Genomic DNA, 19,399 nt, shown 5'->3' with positions numbered 1-19,399 from the left:
ACGATGAAAATCATGATTTGCCCGCTCAACGGGCCGCGCAATATCAGCGAGTTCACCTACGGCGGTGAATTCAAACCGATGCCCGACCCGCTGACCTGCAGCGATGCCGAATGGGCCGACTACGTGTTCAACACCGATAACCTCGCCGGTGTGGTGCGCGAATGGTGGATGCACACGCCGTCCAGTTACTGGTTCCTCGCCGAGCGCCACACGGTCACCGACGAGATCCTGCGCACCTTCGATCCGCGCGAAGTGTTCACTACCCGCGTCGACTTCACCACCGCCAAGGAGATCGCCGGATGAACCGCCTCCCCGCCCCCATGGGCCTGCTGATCCAGCGTAACCAGCCACTCGATTTCAGTTTCGACGGCCTGCCCTACCAAGGTTTGCAGGGCGACAGCATCGCCAGCGCGCTGCTCGCCAACGGGCGCTTCCTGATGTCGCGTTCGTTCAAGTACCACCGCCCACGCGGCCCATTGACCATGGCCGGCCATGACGCCAACAGCCTGGTGCAACTGCCCCGCGAACCCAACGTATTGGCCGATGCCCACGCGCTGTCCGCCGGCTTGGCGGTGACGGCGCAGAACGTCAACGGCTCGCTGGATAACGACAAGGACGCCTACCTCGGCAAGTTCTCCAAGTTCATGCCAGTGGGTTTCTACTACCGTTCGTTCTACAAGCCCAAAGGCATGTGGAAAGTCTGGGAACCGATCATCCGCAAAAAGGCCGGCCTGGGCGTGCTCGACCTGACGTTCCAACCCGAGTACTACGACAAGGCCTACCTGTTCACCGACCTCGCCGTGATCGGCGCCGGCCCCGCTGGCTTGCAGGCCGCGCTGACCGCCGCGAATGCCGGCGCCAAGGTGCTGCTGATCGAGCAGCAGCCGATCCTCGGCGGGTCGCTGACCTACGCGCGCTTCGATATTGCCGGCACCCGTGCCGACACCCTGCGCCGCGAGTTGCTCGGCGCGGTGCAGCAACACGCGAATATCCAGGTGCTCACCGACGCCACCTGCAATGCCTGGTTCACCGACAACTACCTGCCGGTGATCCAGGGCAAGCGCCTGTACAAAGTGCGCGCGCAACAGTGCCTGGTGTGCAGCGGTTCGTTCGACCAACCGGTGGTCTTCCGCAATAACGACCTGCCGGGGGTGATGCTCACCAGCGCCGCGCAACGCCTGATGAAGCTCTATGCAGTCAAGCCCGGCAAGCGCGCAGTGGTACTCACCGGCAACGATGACGGCTACCTCGCCGCCCTCGACCTGCATGACCAGGGCGTGGACGTGGCCGCCGTGATCGACCTGCGTCACGCCCCGGCGGACAAAGCCCTGCCGGGTGCCCTGGCCCAGCGCAAGATCCCGTGCCTGAGCAACAGCACCGTGTTCGAGGCCCTGCATGAAAAAGGCCTGCGCCATGTGAAAGGCGTCGATGTGCGCCAGATCACCGGCCAGGGCCAGGTCAGCGCCAGCGGGCAAGTGATCGACTGCGACCTGCTGTGCATGTCGGCCGGTTATATGCCGGTCTATCAGCTGCTATGCCAGGCCGGTGGCAAGCTGGCCTATGACGACTCGCGGGCGGAGTTCAGCCTCAGTGGCCTGCCGCGCAACCTGGGCGTGGCCGGTTCCGTACACGGTCGGCATCAACTGGACAATGTGCTGGCGGATGGGTCCAACGCCGCCGCCGACAGCCTGTGCGCCCTCGGTTTGAACAGCCCGAGCCCGCCTGCAGCGCTGCGCAGTGAAGCCCAGGTCAACTTCCACTGGCCGATCTTCCCGCACCCCAAGGGCAAGGATTTCGTCGACTTCGACGAAGACCTGCAAGTGGCAGATATCGTCAACGCCACCCGCATCGGCTACCGCGATGTGCAGTTGGTCAAGCGTTACTCCACGGTCGGCATGGGTCCGTCCCAGGGACGTCACTCGGCGCTGCCGACCGCACGGCTGGTGGCCTGGGCGACCCAGCGCACGATCAGCGAAACCGGGGTCACCACCGCACGCCCGCCGTTCGTGGCGGAGAAACTCGCCCATGTCGCCGGACGCGCCTTCGACCCCTACCGCCAAACGCCGATGCACGCGCGCCATGTGCAAGCCGGGGCGAAGATGATGCCCGCCGGTATCTGGCAGCGCCCGGCCTATTACGGCAAGCCCCAGGACCGCGAAGCGTGCATGCAGGCCGAAGCGCTGCATGTGCGTAACAAGGTCGGGCTGATCGATGTGTCCACACTCGGTGGCCTGGACGTGCGCGGCCCGGACGCCGCCGAATTGCTCAACCGCATGTACACCTTCGCGTTCCTCAAGCAGCCGGTGGGCCGTTCGCGTTATGCGCTGATGACCAACGAACACGGCGTGGTGATCGACGACGGCGTGTGCGCGCGGCTGGCCGACAAGCATTTCTACGTCACCGCCACCACCAGCGGCGTCGACCGCATCTACCAGCAGATGCTCAAGTGGAACGCACAGTGGCGCCTGGACGTGGACGTGACCAACGTCACGGCAGCGATCTGTGCGGTGAACGTGGCCGGGCCGGATTCGCGCAAGGTGCTGGAGCAGGTGTGCAACGACCTCGACCTCAGTGCCGAAGGCTTCCCCTACCTGGGCGTGCGCCAGGGCACGGTGGCCGGGATCAAGGCGCGCTTGCTGCGGGTCGGGTTTGTCGGCGAGCTGGGCTATGAAATCCACGTACCGGCACGCCACGGCCTGGCGTTGTGGGACGCGTTGATGACGGCCGGCAAGGCCTTTGACATTCGCCCCTTCGGCGTCGAAACCCAACGCCTGCTGCGCCTGGAAAAAGGCCACGTGATCATCAGCCAGGACACCGACGGCATGACTCACCCGGCAGAAATCGACATGGGCTGGGCGGTCAGCCGCAACAAGCCGTTCTTCGTCGGCCGCCGCTCGGTGGACATCCTCGAAGCCCAGCCGCTGAAACGCAAACTGGTGGGCTTCAGCCTGCCCAAGGGCAGCGTGCAACCGCTGGAAGGCCACCTGGTACTCAACGGCGCGGACATCAGCGGCAACGTCACCTCCTGCGAATACTCCACCAGCCTGGGCCGCATCATCGGCCTGGCCTACGCCGGGATCGACCAGAGCACACCGGGGCAGCGCATTCCGATTCGCGTCGAGGGCGGCATCGTCGTCCAGGCCGAGGTGGTGCAACTGCCGTTCTTCGACCCCACCAACCAACGCCAGGAGGGTTAAGCCATGACCAGTCTGAAAGCCCACGAAGTGTTCACGCCGCCCTGCCAGTTGCAGGACCAGACCGACCTGCCCCGGGTCGGCTTTCGCGGCGCACAAAGCACCGAGTACCTTACCGCGCGCGGCTTCACGTTGCCGGGCGCGCCCAACCAAGCCAGCGCGCAAGCGGACGGCAGTTGGGTGGCGCGCCTGTCGCAGAACGAATACCTGGTGCTGGGCAGCCCGCAGGATCAGGGGCAACGGATTGCCGATGAAGAAGCGCGTTGGGAACTGGACCACCGTGCCAATTACCTGCTGCCGCGCCAGGACAGCCATGCCTGTGTGCGACTCAGCGGGGGCCTGATTGCGCAGGTGATGGCCAAGCTGTGCGGGGTCGATCTCAATTTCCCGGCCTTCAAGCCGGGAGCGGTGGCGCAGACGTCGGTGGCGCGGGTCAATGCGATTGTCATCCACACAGGGAGTGTGGAGCTGCCGGCGTTTCATATCCTCTGGGATCGCGCCTCGAAGGAATACTTTGAGGGCGCGTTGCGGGATGCGTTGGAGGAGTTCGGCGGAGTGGCTCAGTCGGTGTAGCCCAACCGCGCCGCCCTGACCTTCCGGGTGTGTTGACGTGTCGCCAGGCAGTAATACAACGGGCACGTCACCACCAGTCCCACCAGCCACGACAGGTCCGCGCCTTCCACCAGGTTGGCCCACGGCCCCACATACAGCGACGTATTGGCAAACGGCAGTTGCACGATGATGCCGATGAAGTACGCCACGATCGCATGCAGGTTGAAACGCCCATACACCCCGCCATCGGCCCGGAAGATCGAGGCAATGTCATAGACCCCGCGCTTGATGATGTAGAAATCGATCAGGTTGATCGACGCCCACGGCACCAGCACCAGCAACAGCGCGAGGATCAGGCCGATAAATTGCGAGATGAAGTCCGCCGAGGCACCCAACGCCACCACGCAGCAACCGGCCAGGACCACGCCCGACAGCAGCACGCGCACCTTGATGCTCGGGGTCCACTGGCTGGCGAAGGTCTGCACCGAGGTGATGATCGACAGCACCGCGCCGTACAGATTCAGGGCGTTGTGGCTGATGATATTGAGCAGGAACAGCACCATCAGGATCGGCCCCAGCCAGCCGGTGGCTTGCTTGACCGCGACCATGGCTTCGGTGCCTTCGGGCGTGGCCAGTGCAGCTACCAGGCCAAAGGCGAAGGACAGGATGGTGCCAAGGGTGGCGCCCAAGTAGGTCGCAATGAACGGCCGGGTGATGCCGATATCCGCCGGCAGGTAGCGCGAGTAGTCGCTGGTGTAGGGCGAAAAGCTGATCTGCCAGATCACCCCCAGCGACACGGTGGCCAACCAGCCAGCGGCGTTGAAGCCGCCACGGGTCAGGAAATCTGCCGGCAAGTCATGGGCGAAGATGTAGATAAAACCGGCCAGCAACGCGCTGCCCATCACCCAGGTGCCGATGCGGTTGAGGGTATGGATAAAGCGGTAGCCGATCACGCCGATGGCGGTGGCGCTGAGGGCGCCGATCAGGATGCTCGCCGGCACCGGCACCGACGGCACGATGCCAACGATGGACTTGCCGGCCAGGACGATATTGGAGATGAAAAATCCGATGTAGATCAGCGCGGCAAAGAACACGATCAACAGCGCGCCGTAACGGCCGAACTGGCCACGGCTCTGCACCATCTGCGGGATGCCCATGCGCGGGCCCTGGGCCGATGCGAGGGCAATCACGATGCCGCCGAGCAAATGCCCGAGGGCAATCGCCAGCAGGCCCCACGCCAGATTGAGATGGAACACCTGGGCCACCATGGCACCGGTGACGATCGGCAGTGGTGCGATGTTGGTGCTGAACCATAAGGTGAACAGGTCGCGGGCCTTTCCATGGCGCTCTGCGAGGGGGACGTAATCGACCGTGTGATGCTCGATCAGGGGGTCTTGCCGGGACATCTGGGGCATGGAAATGAACTCGCGTTTGTCTGATCTTATAGTTGTTTGACGTCAAACCGGGGGAGCTCTCTGGCCGCCCCTCAGATGAACACCATATTATGGTATTCCAACATTTTCACAAGACTGATCCGCTGGTTTTACCTGCAACTGATCCGGTTCCTTGTCGTATTGATTCCTTGATTTTTAAACCTAACACCCCGTATTCATTGAATATTTCGCCACAAAAGACGTTTATCAGGGATTTAAAAAAGCGCTTGCAAGCTTTGTATTACGGTATACCATCATACCTACAACCCGATAAAAACCGTTTCACCGCCAGAGGACCGTCACATGATCGATGCCACCATCTACAAACAAGTGATGGGTTCGTTTCCTTCCGGGGTCACCGTGATTACCACGCTCGATGACGACGGGCAGATCGTCGGCCTCACCGCCAGCGCGTTCAGCTCGCTGTCCATGGACCCGGCCCTGGTGCTGTTCTGCCCCAATTACAGCTCCGACTCCTATCCCATTCTGATCAAGAACAGGCACTTTGCCATCCACGTCTTGTCGGGCGGACAGCAAAATGAAGCCTACGCCTTCGCGCGCAAGGGCAAAGACAAGGCCCAAGGCATCGAATGGACGCTCAGCGCACTGGGCAACCCGATCCTGGCGAATGCCACTGCAGTGATCGAGTGTGAGCTGTGGCGCGAATATGAAGGCGGCGACCACGCGATTATGGTCGGCTCGGTAAAGAACCTGATCGTGCCAGAGCAGGCCAATGGTCCACTGGTGTATTGCCACGGCAAAATGGGTACCCTGCCCCTGCCTGCCTGACCCTCCCTGCAAACCCGGTATTTGCGGAAAATAACAACAGATTAGAGGTAAGCGTCATGAAGTTTTCCCTGTTCGTACACATGGAGCGTTGGGACGAAAGTGTCAGCCACCGCCAGTTGTTCGAAGACTTGACCGAACTGACCCTGATGGCCGAGGCCGGCGGTTTCAGCACCGTATGGATTGGCGAACACCACGCCATGGAATACACCATCTCGCCGAGCCCGATGCCGCTGCTGGCTTACCTCGCGGCCAAGACCACCACCATTCACCTGGGCGCCGGGACCATCATCGCGCCGTTCTGGCACCCGCTGCGGGTGGCGGGCGAATGCGCCTTGCTCGACGTGATCAGCAACGGACGCATGGAAGTCGGCCTGGCCCGTGGTGCTTACCAGGTCGAATTCGACCGCATGGCCGGCGGCATGCCCGCTTCCAGCGGCGGCCAGGCGCTGCGTGAGATGGTGCCGGTGGTGCGTGCGTTGTGGAAAGGCGACTACGCCCACGACGGCGACATCTGGAAATTCCCCACCTCCACCAGCGTGCCCAAGCCGATCCAGCAGCCCAACCCGCCGATGTGGATCGCCGCCCGCGACCCGGACTCGCACAACTTCGCAGTCGCCAACGGCTGCAACGTGATGGTCACGCCGCTGATGAAGGGCGACGAAGAAGTCCTCGACCTGAAAAACAAATTCCAGGCCGCCCTCGACAACAATCCCGGCGTACCGCGCCCGCAACTGATGGTGCTGCGCCACACCCACGTGCATGCCGCCGATGATCCGGACGGCTGGAAAGTCGGGGCCAAGGCGATCTCGAAGTTCTATCGCACCTTCGATGCCTGGTTCGGCAATAAAGAGGTGCCGGTGAATGGCTTCCTGGCACCGAGCCCGGAAGAAAAATTCGCCGCCCGCCCGGAGTTCGAGCTGGACAGCCTGCACAAGACCGCGATGATCGGCACCGCCGAAGAAATCATCCCGCGCATCCGCTACTACCAGGAACTGGGCGTGGATGAGTTCAGCTTCTGGTGCGACAACAGCCTGCCCCATGCCGAGAAGAAGAAGTCGTTGGCACTGTTTATCGAGCAGGTGGTGCCGGCGTTTCGTTGATCGCTTGCAGGCGTCGCGCCAAACAGGTGCGACGCCTGCCCGCCCGGTCATCAACTGAACAGTTCGACACCCAATTGGAACGCGACCCACAGCGCCAGCCCCGTGGCGAAGAGCAGCGCAATGTTCTCGAACAGGTTATTGCGGTATTCCTTGCTCAGCAGCGACTTCTGGTTGGACATAATCAGCAAGCCGAGGGAAATTACCGGCAGGCCAATGATGTTCAACGCGCTGACGCCGATGGTCAGCGTGACAAAGTCCGGCATGCCCGGCAGCGACCAGATCAGCGGGGTCACCAGGATGAACAACATGAACCACTTGTGCATCGGGTCATGGTGGAACTCTTTGCCGTAACGCTCCCGGCGTCCAGGCCGTACGTGCTGGAAGGCATCGGTGATCAGCATCGGAAACGCCGTGGTTTTGCCGGAGATGCTGGCAAACAGCGTAGCGAATACACCGATAAAGAAAATGTACCAGCCGATCGGCCCGAAGAAGATTTCGAGCGCCTTGCCCAGGTCGCCCAAGGTCTTCACTTCAATACCGTTGGGCCGCAGGATCTCGGCGCCCACAATCCAGATCGCCAGATTGATCACAATGCCGACGAACACGGCGAATAGCAGGTCGTTACGCTGGATGCGCTTGTGCTGTGGGCCGACCCAGCCTTTCTGGCGCATGACATAAGGGTGCACGAAGTTGGCAATCGAGCCCGCCACCGCGCCGATCACCGAGACAGCCACCAGCAACGCCCCGTGTACGCCCTCATCCGGCGGAATGCTGAAACCAATAGTCCCTTTGACAATGCCCGCCATATCCGGCCCGGACATCACCGCCAAGGCAATGAACGCCAGGGTCATGATTGCCAACAGGCCTTTCATCACGCCTTCGATCATCGAATAGATATTGCGCCCCACCAGCAGCCACACCGCCAGCACCACCGCCACCGAACACAGCAGCGCATAGTCGGTCTTGAACAGCATGGCCAGGGCTTCACCCGCCCCCTTGATCATGTAGGCATTCATCAAATGCCCCATCAGCAGCGCGTACACCAGCAGGAACCAGGCGAAGAACGGGTTCAACTGGGCATAACCCTGAAGGATCGTCATGCCTTGGTTATTGCACAGTTGAAAGCGCGCAATAATGTTGACGATCAGGTACCTGAGCAGCAGAGAAACCGCCAGCACCCACATCATGGCGTAGCCGTAATTGGCGCCGGCAACGGAGGAAGTAATCAAATCGCCTGCCCCCAGCCAAGACAGGACGGCGATCACGCCTGGGCCTAATAACTTGAGTAGTCGTACAACATGGCCGCTTACGGGTGCGGCAGACTTGCCTTCTATCGAAGGGAAATCGGTCATAGGGGAGTCTCCGTTGTTGTTTTTGTGAGAGCGGAGATAGTCGAACACAATTGATACGACGTCGTATAACCAATCAGGGCGGGTATGTATTAATAAATGTTTCCTGGCGGGCGCCCCCCCCTTGAGTGCTGATTGACCGGACAGAAAGAGGATTGGATCGCTGTGCACACGGCAAAATGTACTATCTGGTTACTTATATTGCTAAAATCGCGTCTTTGCCCTCTCTCACTCGAGTCCTTTCGACATGAAACGAGCATCGCGCGCCACTGGCGTCTCTAGATTCCTACTCCTGGGCCTGGGCGTAATCATCGCCCTGCTCGGCCTCGCGCTGGCCGTTGGCGGCGCCAAACTGGTGAGCCTCGGCGGTTCCTGGTACTTCCTGATCGGCGGCGTGGCCATGGCGGTTTCCGGCCTGTTGATTGCCCGGCGCAACACCGCCGGTGCATGGTTGTTCGCCGCGTTCCTGATCGGCACGGCCATCTGGGCGGTGGCGGATGTGGGCCTGGTGTTCTGGCCGCTGTTCTCGCGGCTGTTCATGTTTGCGGCCATCGGCCTGGTGGTGGCGCTGGTGTATCCGCTGCTGGCCGGCCGGCCCGCGCGCGGTGCCTATGGCGTTGCCGCCGTGTTGGCGGTGGGCGTGGCGGTGGCGGCGGGCAATATGTTTGTCGCCCACCCCAGCGTCGCCCCGACCGGTGCGGGCCCAGGCATCACGCCCGTGGCCGCGGCCGACGCGCAGAAAGACTGGGCCCACTACGGCAACACCGAAGGGGGCAGCCGCTTCGCCGCGCTGGACCAGATCAACCGCGACACTGTCGACAAGCTCAAGGTGGCCTGGACCTATCACACCGGTGACGTGGCCCTCAGCGACGGCAACGGTGCCGAAGACCAGCTGACGCCCCTGCAGATCGGCAACAAAGTGTTTATCTGCACGCCCCACAACAACCTGATCGCCCTCGACGCCGACACCGGCAAAGAGCTGTGGAAGAACGAAGTCAACGCCAAGTCGGCGGTGTGGCAGCGTTGCCGGGGCATGGCGTATTTCGACGCCACCGCGCCGATTGCCCAGCCGACCCAGCCCAACAGCTCGCCGATCATCGCCGCCAGCGTTCCCGCCGGTGCGCAGTGCCAGCGTCGCTTGCTGACCAACACCATCGATGCACGGCTGATCGCCGTGGATGCCGACACCGGCAAATTCTGCGAAGACTTCGGCACCCATGGCCAGGTGGACCTGAAAGCCGGCCTGGGCAATGTGCCGGACAGCTACTACCAGCTGTCGTCCGCACCGTTGATCGCCGGCACCACCGTGGTGGTCGGTGGTCGCGTCGCGGATAACGTCCAAACCGACATGCCCGGCGGTGTGATCCGTGGCTTCGATGTGATCAGCGGGCAAATGCGCTGGGCCTTCGACCCGGGCAACCCGGAAGACAAACAGGCCCCGACCGGCGACAAGACCTACGTGCGCAGTACACCGAACAGCTGGGCGCCGATGTCCTACGACCCGTTGATGAACACGGTCTTCCTGCCGATGGGCAGCTCGTCCACCGACATCTACGGTGTGGAACGCACTCAGCTCAACCACAAATACGGCGCTTCGGTATTGGCGCTGGATGCCTCTACCGGTGCTGAAAAGTGGGTGTACCAGACCGTCCACAATGACCTGTGGGACTTCGACCTGCCGATGCAACCGAGCCTGATCGACTTCACCCCACCGGGCAGTGACAAGGCGGTACCCGCAGTGGTAATCGGCACCAAGGCCGGGCAGATCTATGTACTCGACCGCGCCACCGGACAGCCGCTGACCGAGGTCAAGGAAGTCCCGGTCAAAGCCGCGAACATCCCCAACGAACCCTACTCGCCGACCCAGCCCAAGTCTGTGGGCATGCCGCAGATCGGCGCGCAGACCCTGAGCGAGTCGGACATGTGGGGCGCCACCCCGTACGACCAGTTGCTGTGCCGCATCGACTTCAAGGGCATGCGCTACGACGGCCTGTACACCGCGCCGGGCACCGATAAATCCCTGAGCTTCCCGGGTTCCCTGGGCGGCATGAACTGGGGCAGTATTTCCACCGACCCGGTGCATGGCTTTATCTTCGTCAACGACATGCGCCTGGGCCTGTGGATCCAGATGCTGCCGTCGCAGAACAAGGCCCAGTCTTCGTCCGGTGGCGAAGCGCTGAACACCGGCATGGGCGCGGTCCCGCTCAAGGGCACGCCGTATGCGGTGAACAAAAACCGCTTCCTGTCGGTGGCCGGCATCCCGTGCCAGGCGCCGCCGTTCGGCACCCTCACCGCCATCGATATGAAGACCCAGAAAGTCGCGTGGCAAGTGCCGGTGGGGACCGTTGAAGACACCGGCCCCCTGGGCATCCGCATGCACCTACCGATCAGGATCGGTCTGCCGACCCTCGGCGGCACGCTGTCGACCCAGGGCGGCCTGATCTTTATCGCCGGCACCCAGGACTTCTACCTGCGCGCCTTCAACAGCGGCAACGGCGATGAAATCTGGAAGGCCCGCCTGCCCGTCGGCAGCCAGGGCGGCCCGATGACCTACGTGTCGCCGAAAACCGGCAAGCAGTACATCGTCGTCACCGCCGGCGGTGCGCGCCAGTCCACCGACCGTGGCGACTATGTGATCGCCTACGCCCTGCCATAACCTCTCTGTCCGCGCGGTGCCCCTGCACCGCGCTCCGGCATCGGGGGCAAGCGCCCTCCCACTGGTGAGCGCTGCAAGTTTCGGCTACTACGCACAGGTGACGCGGAGCGTCACGGGCTGCAGGAGCGTGGGAATGTTCTTTGAGCATCGAGCCGGGGGCGTTTTCGGGGGAGAACATCGACAATGCGCTGGTGCTGGGGTTGCAGGTCAAGGCGACGTTCTGACGTGTTTCAGACACCCATGGCGGTCGTGTTGAAACCCGCATCCACATGGAGGATTTCACCGCTGATACCGGACGCCAGGTTGGAGCACAGGAAGGCGCCCGCGTTGCCGACTTCGTCGATGGTGACGTTGCGCCGCAGCGGCGCATGGGCTTCGCTGGTCGTCAGCATGGCACCAAAGTTCTTGATGCCCGACGCGGCCAGGGTACGGATCGGGCCTGCCGAGATGGCGTTCACGCGGGTGCCTTCGGGACCAAGGCTGCTGGCCAGGTAGCGCACGCCAGCCTCCAGGCTGGCCTTGGCCATGCCCATGACGTTGTAGTTTGGCATCGTGCGCCCAGCCCCCAGATAAGACAGCGTCAGTACACTACCCTGGCGGCCGCGCATCATTGCACGCCCGGCTTTGGCCAACGCCACCAGGCTGTAGGCGCTGATATCGTGAGCACTGCGAAACCCCTCGCGTGTGGTGACTTCGGTGAAATCGCCGTCGAGTTGCTCAAGCGGTGCGGAACCCACGCAATGCACGATGCAATCCAGGGCGTCCCAGTGCTGCCCCAGATGTTCGAACACCTGCGCAATTTCATCATCGCTCGCCACATCGCAGGGTACGCACAAGGCCGCTCCGGTACCCCATTCAGCCGCCAGTGCTTCAACGCGGCCCTTGAACTTTTCATTCTGATACGTGAACGCCAACTCTGCGCCCTCGCGATGCATGGCTTGCGCGATGCCTGAAGCAATCGACAAGCGGCTGGCGACGCCGACGATCAGCACGCGCTTGCCCGTGAGAAAACCCATTGTGTGCTCCTTGCTGTTCGATACGACCACGGTTTGCTATGGCTGAACCACAGGAATCGCGTTGTTGATAATCTCGCGGGCGTGATTGGCCAGCTGTTTTGCACTCATCGCCGCCACCTCATCAGCCTCGATGGGCGGGTGGGCGATGATGCTCACGTCAGTACTGCGAAAGGCGTTGTAGGCGATATGGTTGACCGCAGGACTGATCGTGACAGGAACAATCCCCACCCCCATGTCCTTGGCGATCCGGAAGGCCCCGGTCTTGAAGGGCAGCATCTCGCCGCCATGGCTTCGTGTGCCTTCGGGAAAGATCCACAGTGACGTGTTGTCTGCTACCACTCGCTTGGCAATCTTGCGCAAACTCTGGATAGACGCCCGTGGGCTGTTTCTATCAATGAACAGGCTGCCGGTCAGCCAATACAACTGCCCGACCAGCGGCAGCCATTTGAGCGATTTCTTACCGACGATCACGGTACCCGGATTGAGCGCCTGCGCCACGATCAACACGTCATAGTTGCATTGGTGATTGGCCACGTAGATATACGGACGGGTCGTGGGAATGCTGTCAAAGCCCCGCACCTCGACGCGCACCGAGAAAATTTTATTAATTACCGAGTAGGCTCGGCAGGCCACGTACAGGTTTCTATTCTTCGAGGGGTTGATCAACATGTAGAGACACAGGAATGGAAAGCTCAACACGATCAACACCAACACCAGCAGCCCTCTGGCTAACGCAATCATAAGTTACCCGCCTGACTCGAATTTCCGGGCCCACCTGAAGCGGCCCCTTGAACATCGTTACGCTGAACCAGTGCAACGCCATAAAAACCTTCTTCATCCACACAGACCATCACACCGCCGCCCTGCACCGGGATGTGTTTGGCCAAGTACGCCAATTGATAGGCGCCGACCAGGGACAAACTCAAGGCCTTGGCCCGATCGAGCCTCTCGACCGGCATACCCAGGGCCGTGCTCAACTGCACGCAGGCCGCCGGCCAGGCATCCGGCGCGGCCAGGCTCACGCGCCACTCACCCGACTCAATGCCCTGCCCCAGCAGAAACTCGCGTATAAGCTCGCCCAGGCTGGCCGCGTCGGCGGCGAGCAGTCGCCCCGTGACACAGGCCCGTACGACCAGCCCCGGCGCCTGCGTGTCGGTACTGGCCTGAAAGCTGAACACCGCCGCCGTGTCCGGCCGTTCTTCATCGGGCCGTTCGATAGCACGTACGTAGCGCTTACCAAACTCACCACTGAACGTCTCAAGCGCCGTGGTGTAGAGACGTTCCGAATCACCGCGCCGGGCAATCCTCAAGGTTTGAACCAAGGCGTTGTAAAAACTCAGCTCCTTTGCACACAGCGAGACGTTCGCGCCCTTGATGCCGTATTTGATCGCCAATTGGCCCAACGACGAATTGATCACGGTATTGGGGATCTGCGCGGGATTGACCTGAAAGGCAAAGCGGTTGTCGTTGGATTCCTTGATCAACTGAATGACGCTGTCGATAGACCCATTTGACGTTGCACCGATAAGGGCCGAGCACGTCAAGGCGTCACCGTGGTTGTCATCGCTGATCAACGCCATCGCCGCCAGCAGCAACAGGGCTTGGCGATCAAAATTTTTCAGCTCACGGCTCGCCACCAGCTCGCCAGCGGCCAAGTCCCACGCCGGCAAGGTGCCCCGGTTCAATTCCACGCCGCCGTGCTCGAACTCACCGGGCATTTGCAACATGACCCAATCACGCAGGATCAATCCAACGATAGCGTCGCCCGTCATTTCAGATTACCGAATACCAGAATTGAATTATTCCCGCCAAAAGCGAAAGCGTTGTTGACCGCCACATCGACCTTGCCGGCCCGGAACCCCTGTGCAACCACATCAAGGGGGATGTGCGGGTCCTGCTCAGTGACATTGATTGTCGGCGGCAGCCCTTCGCCTAACGCCAGCATGCAGGCGATCGCGCCAAAACCGGCCGCCGCGCCCATGCTGTGCCCCATCATGGATTTGATCGAACTCACCGGCGGCGGCGAGGCCCCGAAGACCGCTTCAATAGCTTGGTATTCGTTGCTGTCATTGGCCACGGTGCCGGTGCCATGGGCGCAGATATACCCCACCGCGCTCGGCGCCACTGCGGCCCTGTCCAGCGCCGCCTGCAGGCATTCGCCGACACGCTGGTGATTGAGCCTCACCATGTGGTCAGCATCGCAGTTCATCGCAAAACCCAGCACCTCACCATAGATAGGCGCGCCCCGACGCAGCGCCCGCTCGTAATCCTCAAGCACCAGGGCACTGCCACCTTCGGCGGTCAGCACGCCTTTACGTCCGGTATTGAACGGCGTGCAGTCTTTGTCCGTCATGCTGCCCAAGCGATGGAAGGTGGCGAAGGTCGCTTTGTAGACCGCGTCGCTGCCACCGCAGATGGCAATCTCACAGTCCCCGGCCTTGATCGCCTCATAGCCGAAGATCAGCGCTGTGTTGCTGGCCGAGCAGGCATTGCCGATGGTGAGCGATTCACCGGTCGAACCGATTGACCTGAGCACATCACGGCTTATTTCAGAGGCAAACGCCGAATCGACTGACGCTTGCGAGTCCGACTGGGGGTCAGCCATGGCCGTCACCATGCTGTCGATCCGATCCGACTCGCCGTAGGTGGTACCGAAATAACAATTGACCCGCTGGCCGCGAATCGCGGCCCGCTCGATACCCGCGTCTGCCAGAGCCAGTTCAGTGGCAGCAAGGGCAAAATGGCTGGCAACCCCGGAACGCGCAAAGGCGCCGAAATTCGGGATCAAGGGCTCGACCGGCGACTTCACTTCACACCCGTATTTGCGCTCGAAGCGATCGGTGTCGATTTTGCAAAGCGGCGCCGTGCCATTAGCGCCGGCTTTCAACGCCTCGAAAAACGCGGCTTTGCCGATGCCGATCGGACTGACCGGCCCCAGCCCCGTGACCACCACCCTCCTGCCCTGGTCGGCGTTCATCATGCACACTCGGCCGCGGGCAGGGTCTCGTGGATAAACCCGAGAATGGAATCCACACTGATGATCTGTGGCAGATACGCTTCATCAACGCGCACCTGGAAAGCCCCTTCGATACCCGCCAGAATTTCTATACCTGACATCGAATCGGCACCGTAAGCCTCGACAAAGTTTTCGTGGTTGAGAATCTCCGAGGCATTGACCCCCAATACTTTGGCGACGATCTGCTTGATCTTTGCTTCATGCACAGTGTTCATAAATGCTCCTTTTAATAAAACGACTCAGATAACAAACGGGATAACTTTGAAGCTATCGAACTGGTACTGCCGGTACGCCGCGCCGAAATAACCCACCATCATCTTTTCCTCCTGGTTCACGCGCTTGAGAATCAACGCAAGTGCAAGAAAAAAGATGATCAGCGCCGCGTAAATACTCGTGTACAAGGCAAAACCGGTCACGATCAGCAAGGTGCCCAGATACGCCGGATGCCGGATATATTTGAAGGCACCGACCTTGACCAACTCATGATCGACCAGCACACGCAGAGAGTGGGAAAAGTGCCGCCCCAAGACGATCTTTCCATGGGCGCGCAAACCGATCCCTGCGGCGATCAGCAGTGAGCCGATAAGTTGCAACAACACATCACTGCGAATCAGCAACTGCAACAACATGACGATCGATATGCCACAGGACACCATGAAGCCGCTCTTGATGCCCTTATCGAAGCTGCTGTCGCTGTCGGTTTCGTGGAGAAAATACAATTCGGCCAGCAGCAGGACACTGGCCATGATGATCGGCCCCAGGAATGTCAGACCGGCGTAATACACGAGGATTGCCGACGCACATGCCAACGGCATCAGAAGGCTTAACGCGACATCAACCCTGAGCGTTTTCAAAGTAGTCTCCTATCAAAGCCGACACGCTGAGCGGGGTCTCGATCACGCCTACACCGCTTTCGATTTGCCAGGGGCAGACAAACAGGTCATTGAAGCGCGCCCATGGAAACAGCTTGCGTGCGCGCCTGAAGCCGTCCATGAACGTCAGCACTTTGTAGACCCTGGCCATCGTGCGCACGCTGGCCGAACGTAACGTCGTGCCATGCCCGACCGGTTGCAGGCGGGCATACACTTCGCCTACCAGATCGTTGTAGGTCACCGTATGGTCACTGAGCAGGTAGTACGTCTGCAGTGCCTGGTCGGGAACGCGCGACAACCACTGGATAATGCAGTTGGCAATGCTCTGCACCCCAATCACATGCAGGGCCGGAAGTTGACCGGTGACCTTCGGCAGCAGTTTCAACCGGCACATCGAAATCATCGGCAGCAGGTTCTTGTCATGCCGACCCAGTACCGTCGGCACGCGCAATATGACGCCCTGCACTTTGGCGCAATTGAGGTGAATAACCTGCTCCGCTGCGTACTTGTCATCAGCGTAGGCATCCACCCGTTGCTCGGGGTTATGGGCTTTGACGCTGCTCAAATGAAACAGCGGCTTCTTGCCCGCGGCACTGGGTTTGATCGCCGCGAGTATCTGCTCTGTGAGGCCTTTATTGGTTTCGCCGGCCGTTCCCAGGCGGCTGAGACCGATGCCGGTGCAATTGACAATACAGTCGCTTTCGTCGACCAATTCAGCGAATGCCGGCGAACCGATTTCGCAGGCCTTGTAACCCGCCCTGGGCGAACGCGAGTGGCGGATCACCTCAATGCCCGGTACCGGGTCCAGGCGTTCATAGACCCCTCTTCCGATAAATCCACTGGCGCCTAACAGCAGTATCTTCTTCACGTACACGCAATCCCTTTCATGGGGTTAAAGTTTCGACCGTGAAACACCCTGAGCGATAAACCGTTTGCGCCTGCATACCCTGCTTTTGCAGGCGCTTGCGCACCGTTCGCAGAAACATGCCGTGGGAGACAACCACCACGGTCTTGCCGGCCCCGGTGCTGGCGGCGTGGAGTTCATCCGCGACCGCTGCCGCTCGACGGTACTCAGCCTTGCGGGAGGCAGCGCCCAACGAAATGCCCAGCAGCCAGGCCACCCGGTGCAGAGCGAACCATTGCCTCAAGCCCATCGTCACCAAGGGAATGGCGCTCAAGCGCAAGTCGTACTCGTGCAGACGGTTGTCCCGTTGGACTCGCTCTTCACCGAACAGACGGCACGCAGTGGCATAGGCTCGGTTGACGGGTGACGACAAGATGGTGGCTTCGGCACTCAGCAGCGGCTGCGACAACTGCGCGCGGTTCAAGAAACCGCTGATTTCGTCTTCTTCGATCAGTGCGGTGTGGTTGTACTCATCCAGGCGAACCTTGGCCAGCGCCGCACCGCAGCGCGAATAGTCAACCTGTGGTGAGGCATGTCGAATCAGGTAAATCACAGCAGATAGACTCCCGTCACGATTGCGTTACCGACCAGAAACAGAAACGGCGTATCCCAGGTGTGCGGGGATTTGGCTTCCGTCAGCGTCAGTGCAAGTGGAAACACAGCACAGAGCAGGAAAAACTGTCCCGCTGAAAAGTACTGCTCGAACGCCACGCAAAACACCATAGACATCACAAACACGGTGGCCGACCCTTCAAGGGTTCGCTTGAACTTCTTATCGATAAAAAAGCCCTTGGCAACGTACTCGTGCTTACCAAAACGGATGCCCACAGGCTCTGCCAGCCCGTCACCGAAGGTGGTGGCCAGAATCGTGATGTACATCAGCTCCACCGGCACCCCGAGCGCCAGCCAGCAATACTGGGTCACCCACAGCACGAACAGCCCCGCCACGGTTTGGCTCACCAGCCAGGAAAGGGTGTGCGGCGAGTCTTCCGGGCGATCAATACTGGCAAACATATGCTGTGCGGTGAGGGACCGACGACGCGACCATCCACACATCGCGAGGAACAGGATGGCGGTAGAAACCATCGATAGCAGCAGGCGCTCATGGGTACTTTGAATATTGAACAGGACGAAAAACAGGCTGGGCAGCAGGAACATCGAGAAGTGCCCGACTTTCCTCGTGTAGTTCACCCGCACGCCATGATTGAGCACCAACAGCCCCAAGCCTTTACACAGCACAAAATAGAAAAGCACGATGCCTAACAGAGCCGAAGCCACCTGAACCATTTCATTACCACTTCGTTGACGTATTAAATAGCAGGCACATGCGCCCGCTACCATTGGGTACAGACGCCAGTCTCAGATCACGCTGCGCAGGGCTGTGATGCAGTAATCCACATCGGCGACCGTATGGTTGTACGTCAGGCACAGCCTGATCCGGGATTGATGATTAGGGACAAAGGGCGGCACAAACAGCGACCCCATGATGCCTTGCTTAACCAGCTCGGCGTTGACCCGTGCAGCCTCCATCGGGTCCTTGAACACCACGGGAATCACCGCCGTTCGGGAGCTGAGCTTGTCAACGCCCAGGGCACTCAGTTGTTCGTGGGTATAGCGCGTCAATTCGGCCAGTGCCTGTCGGCGTTCCGCGCCCTGCGTCGCGTTGATTTCAAGCGCCGTGCACGACGCAGAAGCGACACCCGGTGACACCGACCGCGAAGCGTTGTAGGTCGGGCAACGGAACCGTACCCGTTCGGCGAACTCATCGTCCTTAAACACTACGAACCCACCGGAAGAGCCGAACGCCTTGCTCATGGTGCCGACAATGTAGTCAACCTGCGCGACCACCCCCGCCGATTCACAAGCCCCCTGACCGGAGTCGCCCAACATACCCACACCGTGGGCATCGTCGATGTAGATTTCGAGCTGTGGATGCACCTGCTTCAATGCCACGATGGCAGCAAGATCAGCCACATCGCCGTCGGCAGAAAACACACCGTCGCTGATAATCAGGATTTTCTTATCCTGATTGAGCTGCACCAATTGCCCGAGCATCTCCACGTCTGCGTGGCTATAGGCCCTGAATGGGCAACCGGATAATTTCACGCCATCCCAGATCGAGACATGGGACAGTTTGTCGAGCAAAATCAGGTCGGCGCGCTCAGCGGCCAGGGGGATCACCCCGAAATTCGCCTGGTACGACGTGGTAAACATCAGCGTGGTGCGCCCACCAAACAAATCACGGTAGCGGCTTTGCAAGCGCTCGTGGTACTCGGTAAAACCACTGAAAATCATCGGCCCACCGATATTCGAACCGTACTCGCGAATGGCCGCGATGGCCGACTCTTTCATACGTTCGTTATTGGACAAGCCCAAGTAGTCACACGACGCAAAGTTCAACAATGTGCGCCCATCTGCGAGGGTCATGTCCCGACCACAGGCCGAACGTACTTTAGGGAAGTAGGTGTAATAACCCAACTCTTTCGATTTGAAGGCGACGTCATCTATGCGCATAACA

18 protein-coding genes are annotated in these 19,399 nt (G+C 60.6%); 6 read left to right on the top strand and 12 right to left on the bottom strand.

The window, feature by feature from the left end; genetic code table 11:
* Positions 1-3 precede the first annotated feature (3 nt).
* The 3 genes from Q8X51_RS19210 to Q8X51_RS19200 are packed head-to-tail and all read left to right on the top strand — an operon-like array spanning position 4 to position 3,767.
* Complete coding sequence (locus tag Q8X51_RS19210) at positions 4-303, top strand: sarcosine oxidase subunit delta (RefSeq protein WP_065925512.1); 300 nt, start codon at positions 4-6, stop codon at positions 301-303.
* A complete protein-coding gene (locus tag Q8X51_RS19205) occupies positions 300-3,197 on the top strand; it encodes a 2Fe-2S iron-sulfur cluster-binding protein (protein WP_407694697.1) in 2,898 nt (965 codons plus the stop codon). Before Q8X51_RS19210 ends, Q8X51_RS19205 begins: the two co-directional genes overlap by 4 nt.
* 3 nt (positions 3,198-3,200) lie before the next feature.
* Positions 3,201-3,767, top strand: coding sequence for a sarcosine oxidase subunit gamma (locus Q8X51_RS19200; protein WP_074846031.1), 567 nt, complete (start codon positions 3,201-3,203; stop codon positions 3,765-3,767).
* On the opposite strand, the gene Q8X51_RS19195 is transcribed toward Q8X51_RS19200, so the two are convergent.
* Positions 3,755-5,161, bottom strand: coding sequence for a purine-cytosine permease family protein (locus Q8X51_RS19195; protein ID WP_407694696.1), 1,407 nt, complete (start codon positions 5,159-5,161; stop codon positions 3,755-3,757). The genes Q8X51_RS19200 and Q8X51_RS19195 overlap by 13 nt on opposite strands.
* 321 nt (positions 5,162-5,482) lie before the next feature.
* On the opposite strand from Q8X51_RS19195, the gene Q8X51_RS19190 reads away from it, so the two are divergent.
* Positions 5,483-5,968 (top strand): flavin reductase family protein, encoded by a 486-nt coding sequence (locus Q8X51_RS19190; RefSeq protein WP_323147169.1) that lies wholly within the window; start codon positions 5,483-5,485, stop codon positions 5,966-5,968.
* A gap of 56 nt (positions 5,969-6,024) precedes the next feature.
* The gene (locus tag Q8X51_RS19185) at positions 6,025-7,068 is read left to right on the top strand and encodes an LLM class flavin-dependent oxidoreductase (protein ID WP_064052580.1); all 1,044 of its coding nucleotides are present in this window, start codon (positions 6,025-6,027) and stop codon (positions 7,066-7,068) included.
* A gap of 50 nt (positions 7,069-7,118) precedes the next feature.
* Here the strand turns inward: Q8X51_RS19185 and Q8X51_RS19180 are convergent, their stop codons facing one another.
* Complete coding sequence (locus tag Q8X51_RS19180) at positions 7,119-8,420, bottom strand: Nramp family divalent metal transporter (protein WP_074846027.1); 1,302 nt, start codon at positions 8,418-8,420, stop codon at positions 7,119-7,121.
* Between the two features lie 244 nt (positions 8,421-8,664).
* Between Q8X51_RS19180 and Q8X51_RS19175 the strand changes: the two genes are divergently transcribed.
* Positions 8,665-11,073 (top strand): glucose/quinate/shikimate family membrane-bound PQQ-dependent dehydrogenase, encoded by a 2,409-nt coding sequence (locus Q8X51_RS19175; RefSeq protein WP_074846024.1) that lies wholly within the window; start codon positions 8,665-8,667, stop codon positions 11,071-11,073.
* A 230-nt stretch (positions 11,074-11,303) separates the two neighbouring features.
* Here the strand turns inward: Q8X51_RS19175 and Q8X51_RS19170 are convergent, their stop codons facing one another.
* The 10 genes from Q8X51_RS19170 to Q8X51_RS19125 form a co-directional block, all read right to left on the bottom strand.
* On the bottom strand, positions 11,304-12,089 hold the full coding sequence (locus tag Q8X51_RS19170; protein ID WP_330215299.1) for an enoyl-ACP reductase FabI: 786 nt from the start codon (positions 12,087-12,089) through the stop codon (positions 11,304-11,306).
* A 36-nt stretch (positions 12,090-12,125) separates the two neighbouring features.
* Positions 12,126-12,830, bottom strand: coding sequence for a lysophospholipid acyltransferase family protein (locus Q8X51_RS19165; protein ID WP_330215298.1), 705 nt, complete (start codon positions 12,828-12,830; stop codon positions 12,126-12,128).
* Positions 12,827-13,861 carry a hypothetical protein gene (locus tag Q8X51_RS19160; RefSeq protein ID WP_407694695.1) on the bottom strand — a complete coding sequence of 345 codons (1,035 nt, stop codon included), beginning with the start codon at positions 13,859-13,861 and terminating at the stop codon, positions 12,827-12,829. Before Q8X51_RS19160 ends, Q8X51_RS19165 begins: the two co-directional genes overlap by 4 nt.
* The gene (locus Q8X51_RS19155) at positions 13,858-15,069 is read right to left on the bottom strand and encodes a beta-ketoacyl-[acyl-carrier-protein] synthase family protein (RefSeq protein ID WP_259194878.1); all 1,212 of its coding nucleotides are present in this window, start codon (positions 15,067-15,069) and stop codon (positions 13,858-13,860) included. The genes Q8X51_RS19160 and Q8X51_RS19155 overlap by 4 nt, the downstream gene beginning before the upstream one ends.
* A complete protein-coding gene (locus tag Q8X51_RS19150; protein ID WP_259194877.1) occupies positions 15,066-15,320 on the bottom strand; it encodes an acyl carrier protein in 255 nt (84 codons plus the stop codon). The genes Q8X51_RS19155 and Q8X51_RS19150 overlap by 4 nt, the downstream gene beginning before the upstream one ends.
* Positions 15,321-15,344: 24 nt before the next feature.
* Positions 15,345-15,959: a methyltransferase family protein gene (locus Q8X51_RS19145; protein WP_330215295.1), complete on the bottom strand. Its 615-nt coding sequence runs from the start codon at positions 15,957-15,959 to the stop codon at positions 15,345-15,347.
* A complete protein-coding gene (locus Q8X51_RS19140) occupies positions 15,940-16,845 on the bottom strand; it encodes an NAD-dependent epimerase/dehydratase family protein (RefSeq protein ID WP_330215294.1) in 906 nt (301 codons plus the stop codon). The genes Q8X51_RS19145 and Q8X51_RS19140 overlap by 20 nt, the downstream gene beginning before the upstream one ends.
* A 16-nt stretch (positions 16,846-16,861) precedes the next feature.
* Positions 16,862-17,434, bottom strand: a complete 573-nt coding sequence (locus tag Q8X51_RS19135; RefSeq protein WP_259194874.1) for a histidine phosphatase family protein — start codon at positions 17,432-17,434, stop codon at positions 16,862-16,864.
* Positions 17,431-18,168, bottom strand: a complete 738-nt coding sequence (locus Q8X51_RS19130) for a hypothetical protein (protein ID WP_259194873.1) — start codon at positions 18,166-18,168, stop codon at positions 17,431-17,433. Before Q8X51_RS19130 ends, Q8X51_RS19135 begins: the two co-directional genes overlap by 4 nt.
* A 72-nt stretch (positions 18,169-18,240) precedes the next feature.
* The gene (locus tag Q8X51_RS19125) at positions 18,241-19,395 is read right to left on the bottom strand and encodes an aminotransferase class I/II-fold pyridoxal phosphate-dependent enzyme (protein WP_259194872.1); all 1,155 of its coding nucleotides are present in this window, start codon (positions 19,393-19,395) and stop codon (positions 18,241-18,243) included.
* Between the last annotated feature and the right edge of the window lie 4 nt (positions 19,396-19,399).

Source organism: Pseudomonas sp. Yb2C2 (assembly GCF_052112325.1).
Classification (GTDB): Bacteria; Pseudomonadota; Gammaproteobacteria; order Pseudomonadales; family Pseudomonadaceae; genus Aquipseudomonas; species Aquipseudomonas marginalis.
The sequence above is the reverse complement of the archived record's forward strand: the minus strand, read 5'-3'. Positions and strand labels throughout refer to the sequence as shown.

Coding starts and splice junctions, on each gene's coding strand:
- Q8X51_RS19190 (WP_323147169.1), top strand. CDS start 5,483: ATGATCGATGCCACCATCTACAAACAAGTGATGGGTTCGTTTCCTTCC.
- Q8X51_RS19155 (WP_259194878.1), bottom strand. CDS start 15,069: ATGATGAACGCCGACCAGGGCAGGAGGGTGGTGGTCACGGGGCTGGGG.
- Q8X51_RS19205 (WP_407694697.1), top strand. CDS start 300: ATGAACCGCCTCCCCGCCCCCATGGGCCTGCTGATCCAGCGTAACCAG.
- Q8X51_RS19185 (WP_064052580.1), top strand. CDS start 6,025: ATGAAGTTTTCCCTGTTCGTACACATGGAGCGTTGGGACGAAAGTGTC.
- Q8X51_RS19160 (WP_407694695.1), bottom strand. CDS start 13,861: ATGACGGGCGACGCTATCGTTGGATTGATCCTGCGTGATTGGGTCATG.
- Q8X51_RS19210 (WP_065925512.1), top strand. CDS start 4: ATGAAAATCATGATTTGCCCGCTCAACGGGCCGCGCAATATCAGCGAG.
- Q8X51_RS19165 (WP_330215298.1), bottom strand. CDS start 12,830: ATGATTGCGTTAGCCAGAGGGCTGCTGGTGTTGGTGTTGATCGTGTTG.
- Q8X51_RS19200 (WP_074846031.1), top strand. CDS start 3,201: ATGACCAGTCTGAAAGCCCACGAAGTGTTCACGCCGCCCTGCCAGTTG.
- Q8X51_RS19195 (WP_407694696.1), bottom strand. CDS start 5,161: ATGCCCCAGATGTCCCGGCAAGACCCCCTGATCGAGCATCACACGGTC.
- Q8X51_RS19125 (WP_259194872.1), bottom strand. CDS start 19,395: ATGCGCATAGATGACGTCGCCTTCAAATCGAAAGAGTTGGGTTATTAC.
- Q8X51_RS19170 (WP_330215299.1), bottom strand. CDS start 12,089: ATGGGTTTTCTCACGGGCAAGCGCGTGCTGATCGTCGGCGTCGCCAGC.
- Q8X51_RS19175 (WP_074846024.1), top strand. CDS start 8,665: ATGAAACGAGCATCGCGCGCCACTGGCGTCTCTAGATTCCTACTCCTG.
- Q8X51_RS19130 (WP_259194873.1), bottom strand. CDS start 18,168: ATGGTTCAGGTGGCTTCGGCTCTGTTAGGCATCGTGCTTTTCTATTTT.
- Q8X51_RS19150 (WP_259194877.1), bottom strand. CDS start 15,320: ATGAACACTGTGCATGAAGCAAAGATCAAGCAGATCGTCGCCAAAGTA.
- Q8X51_RS19180 (WP_074846027.1), bottom strand. CDS start 8,420: ATGACCGATTTCCCTTCGATAGAAGGCAAGTCTGCCGCACCCGTAAGC.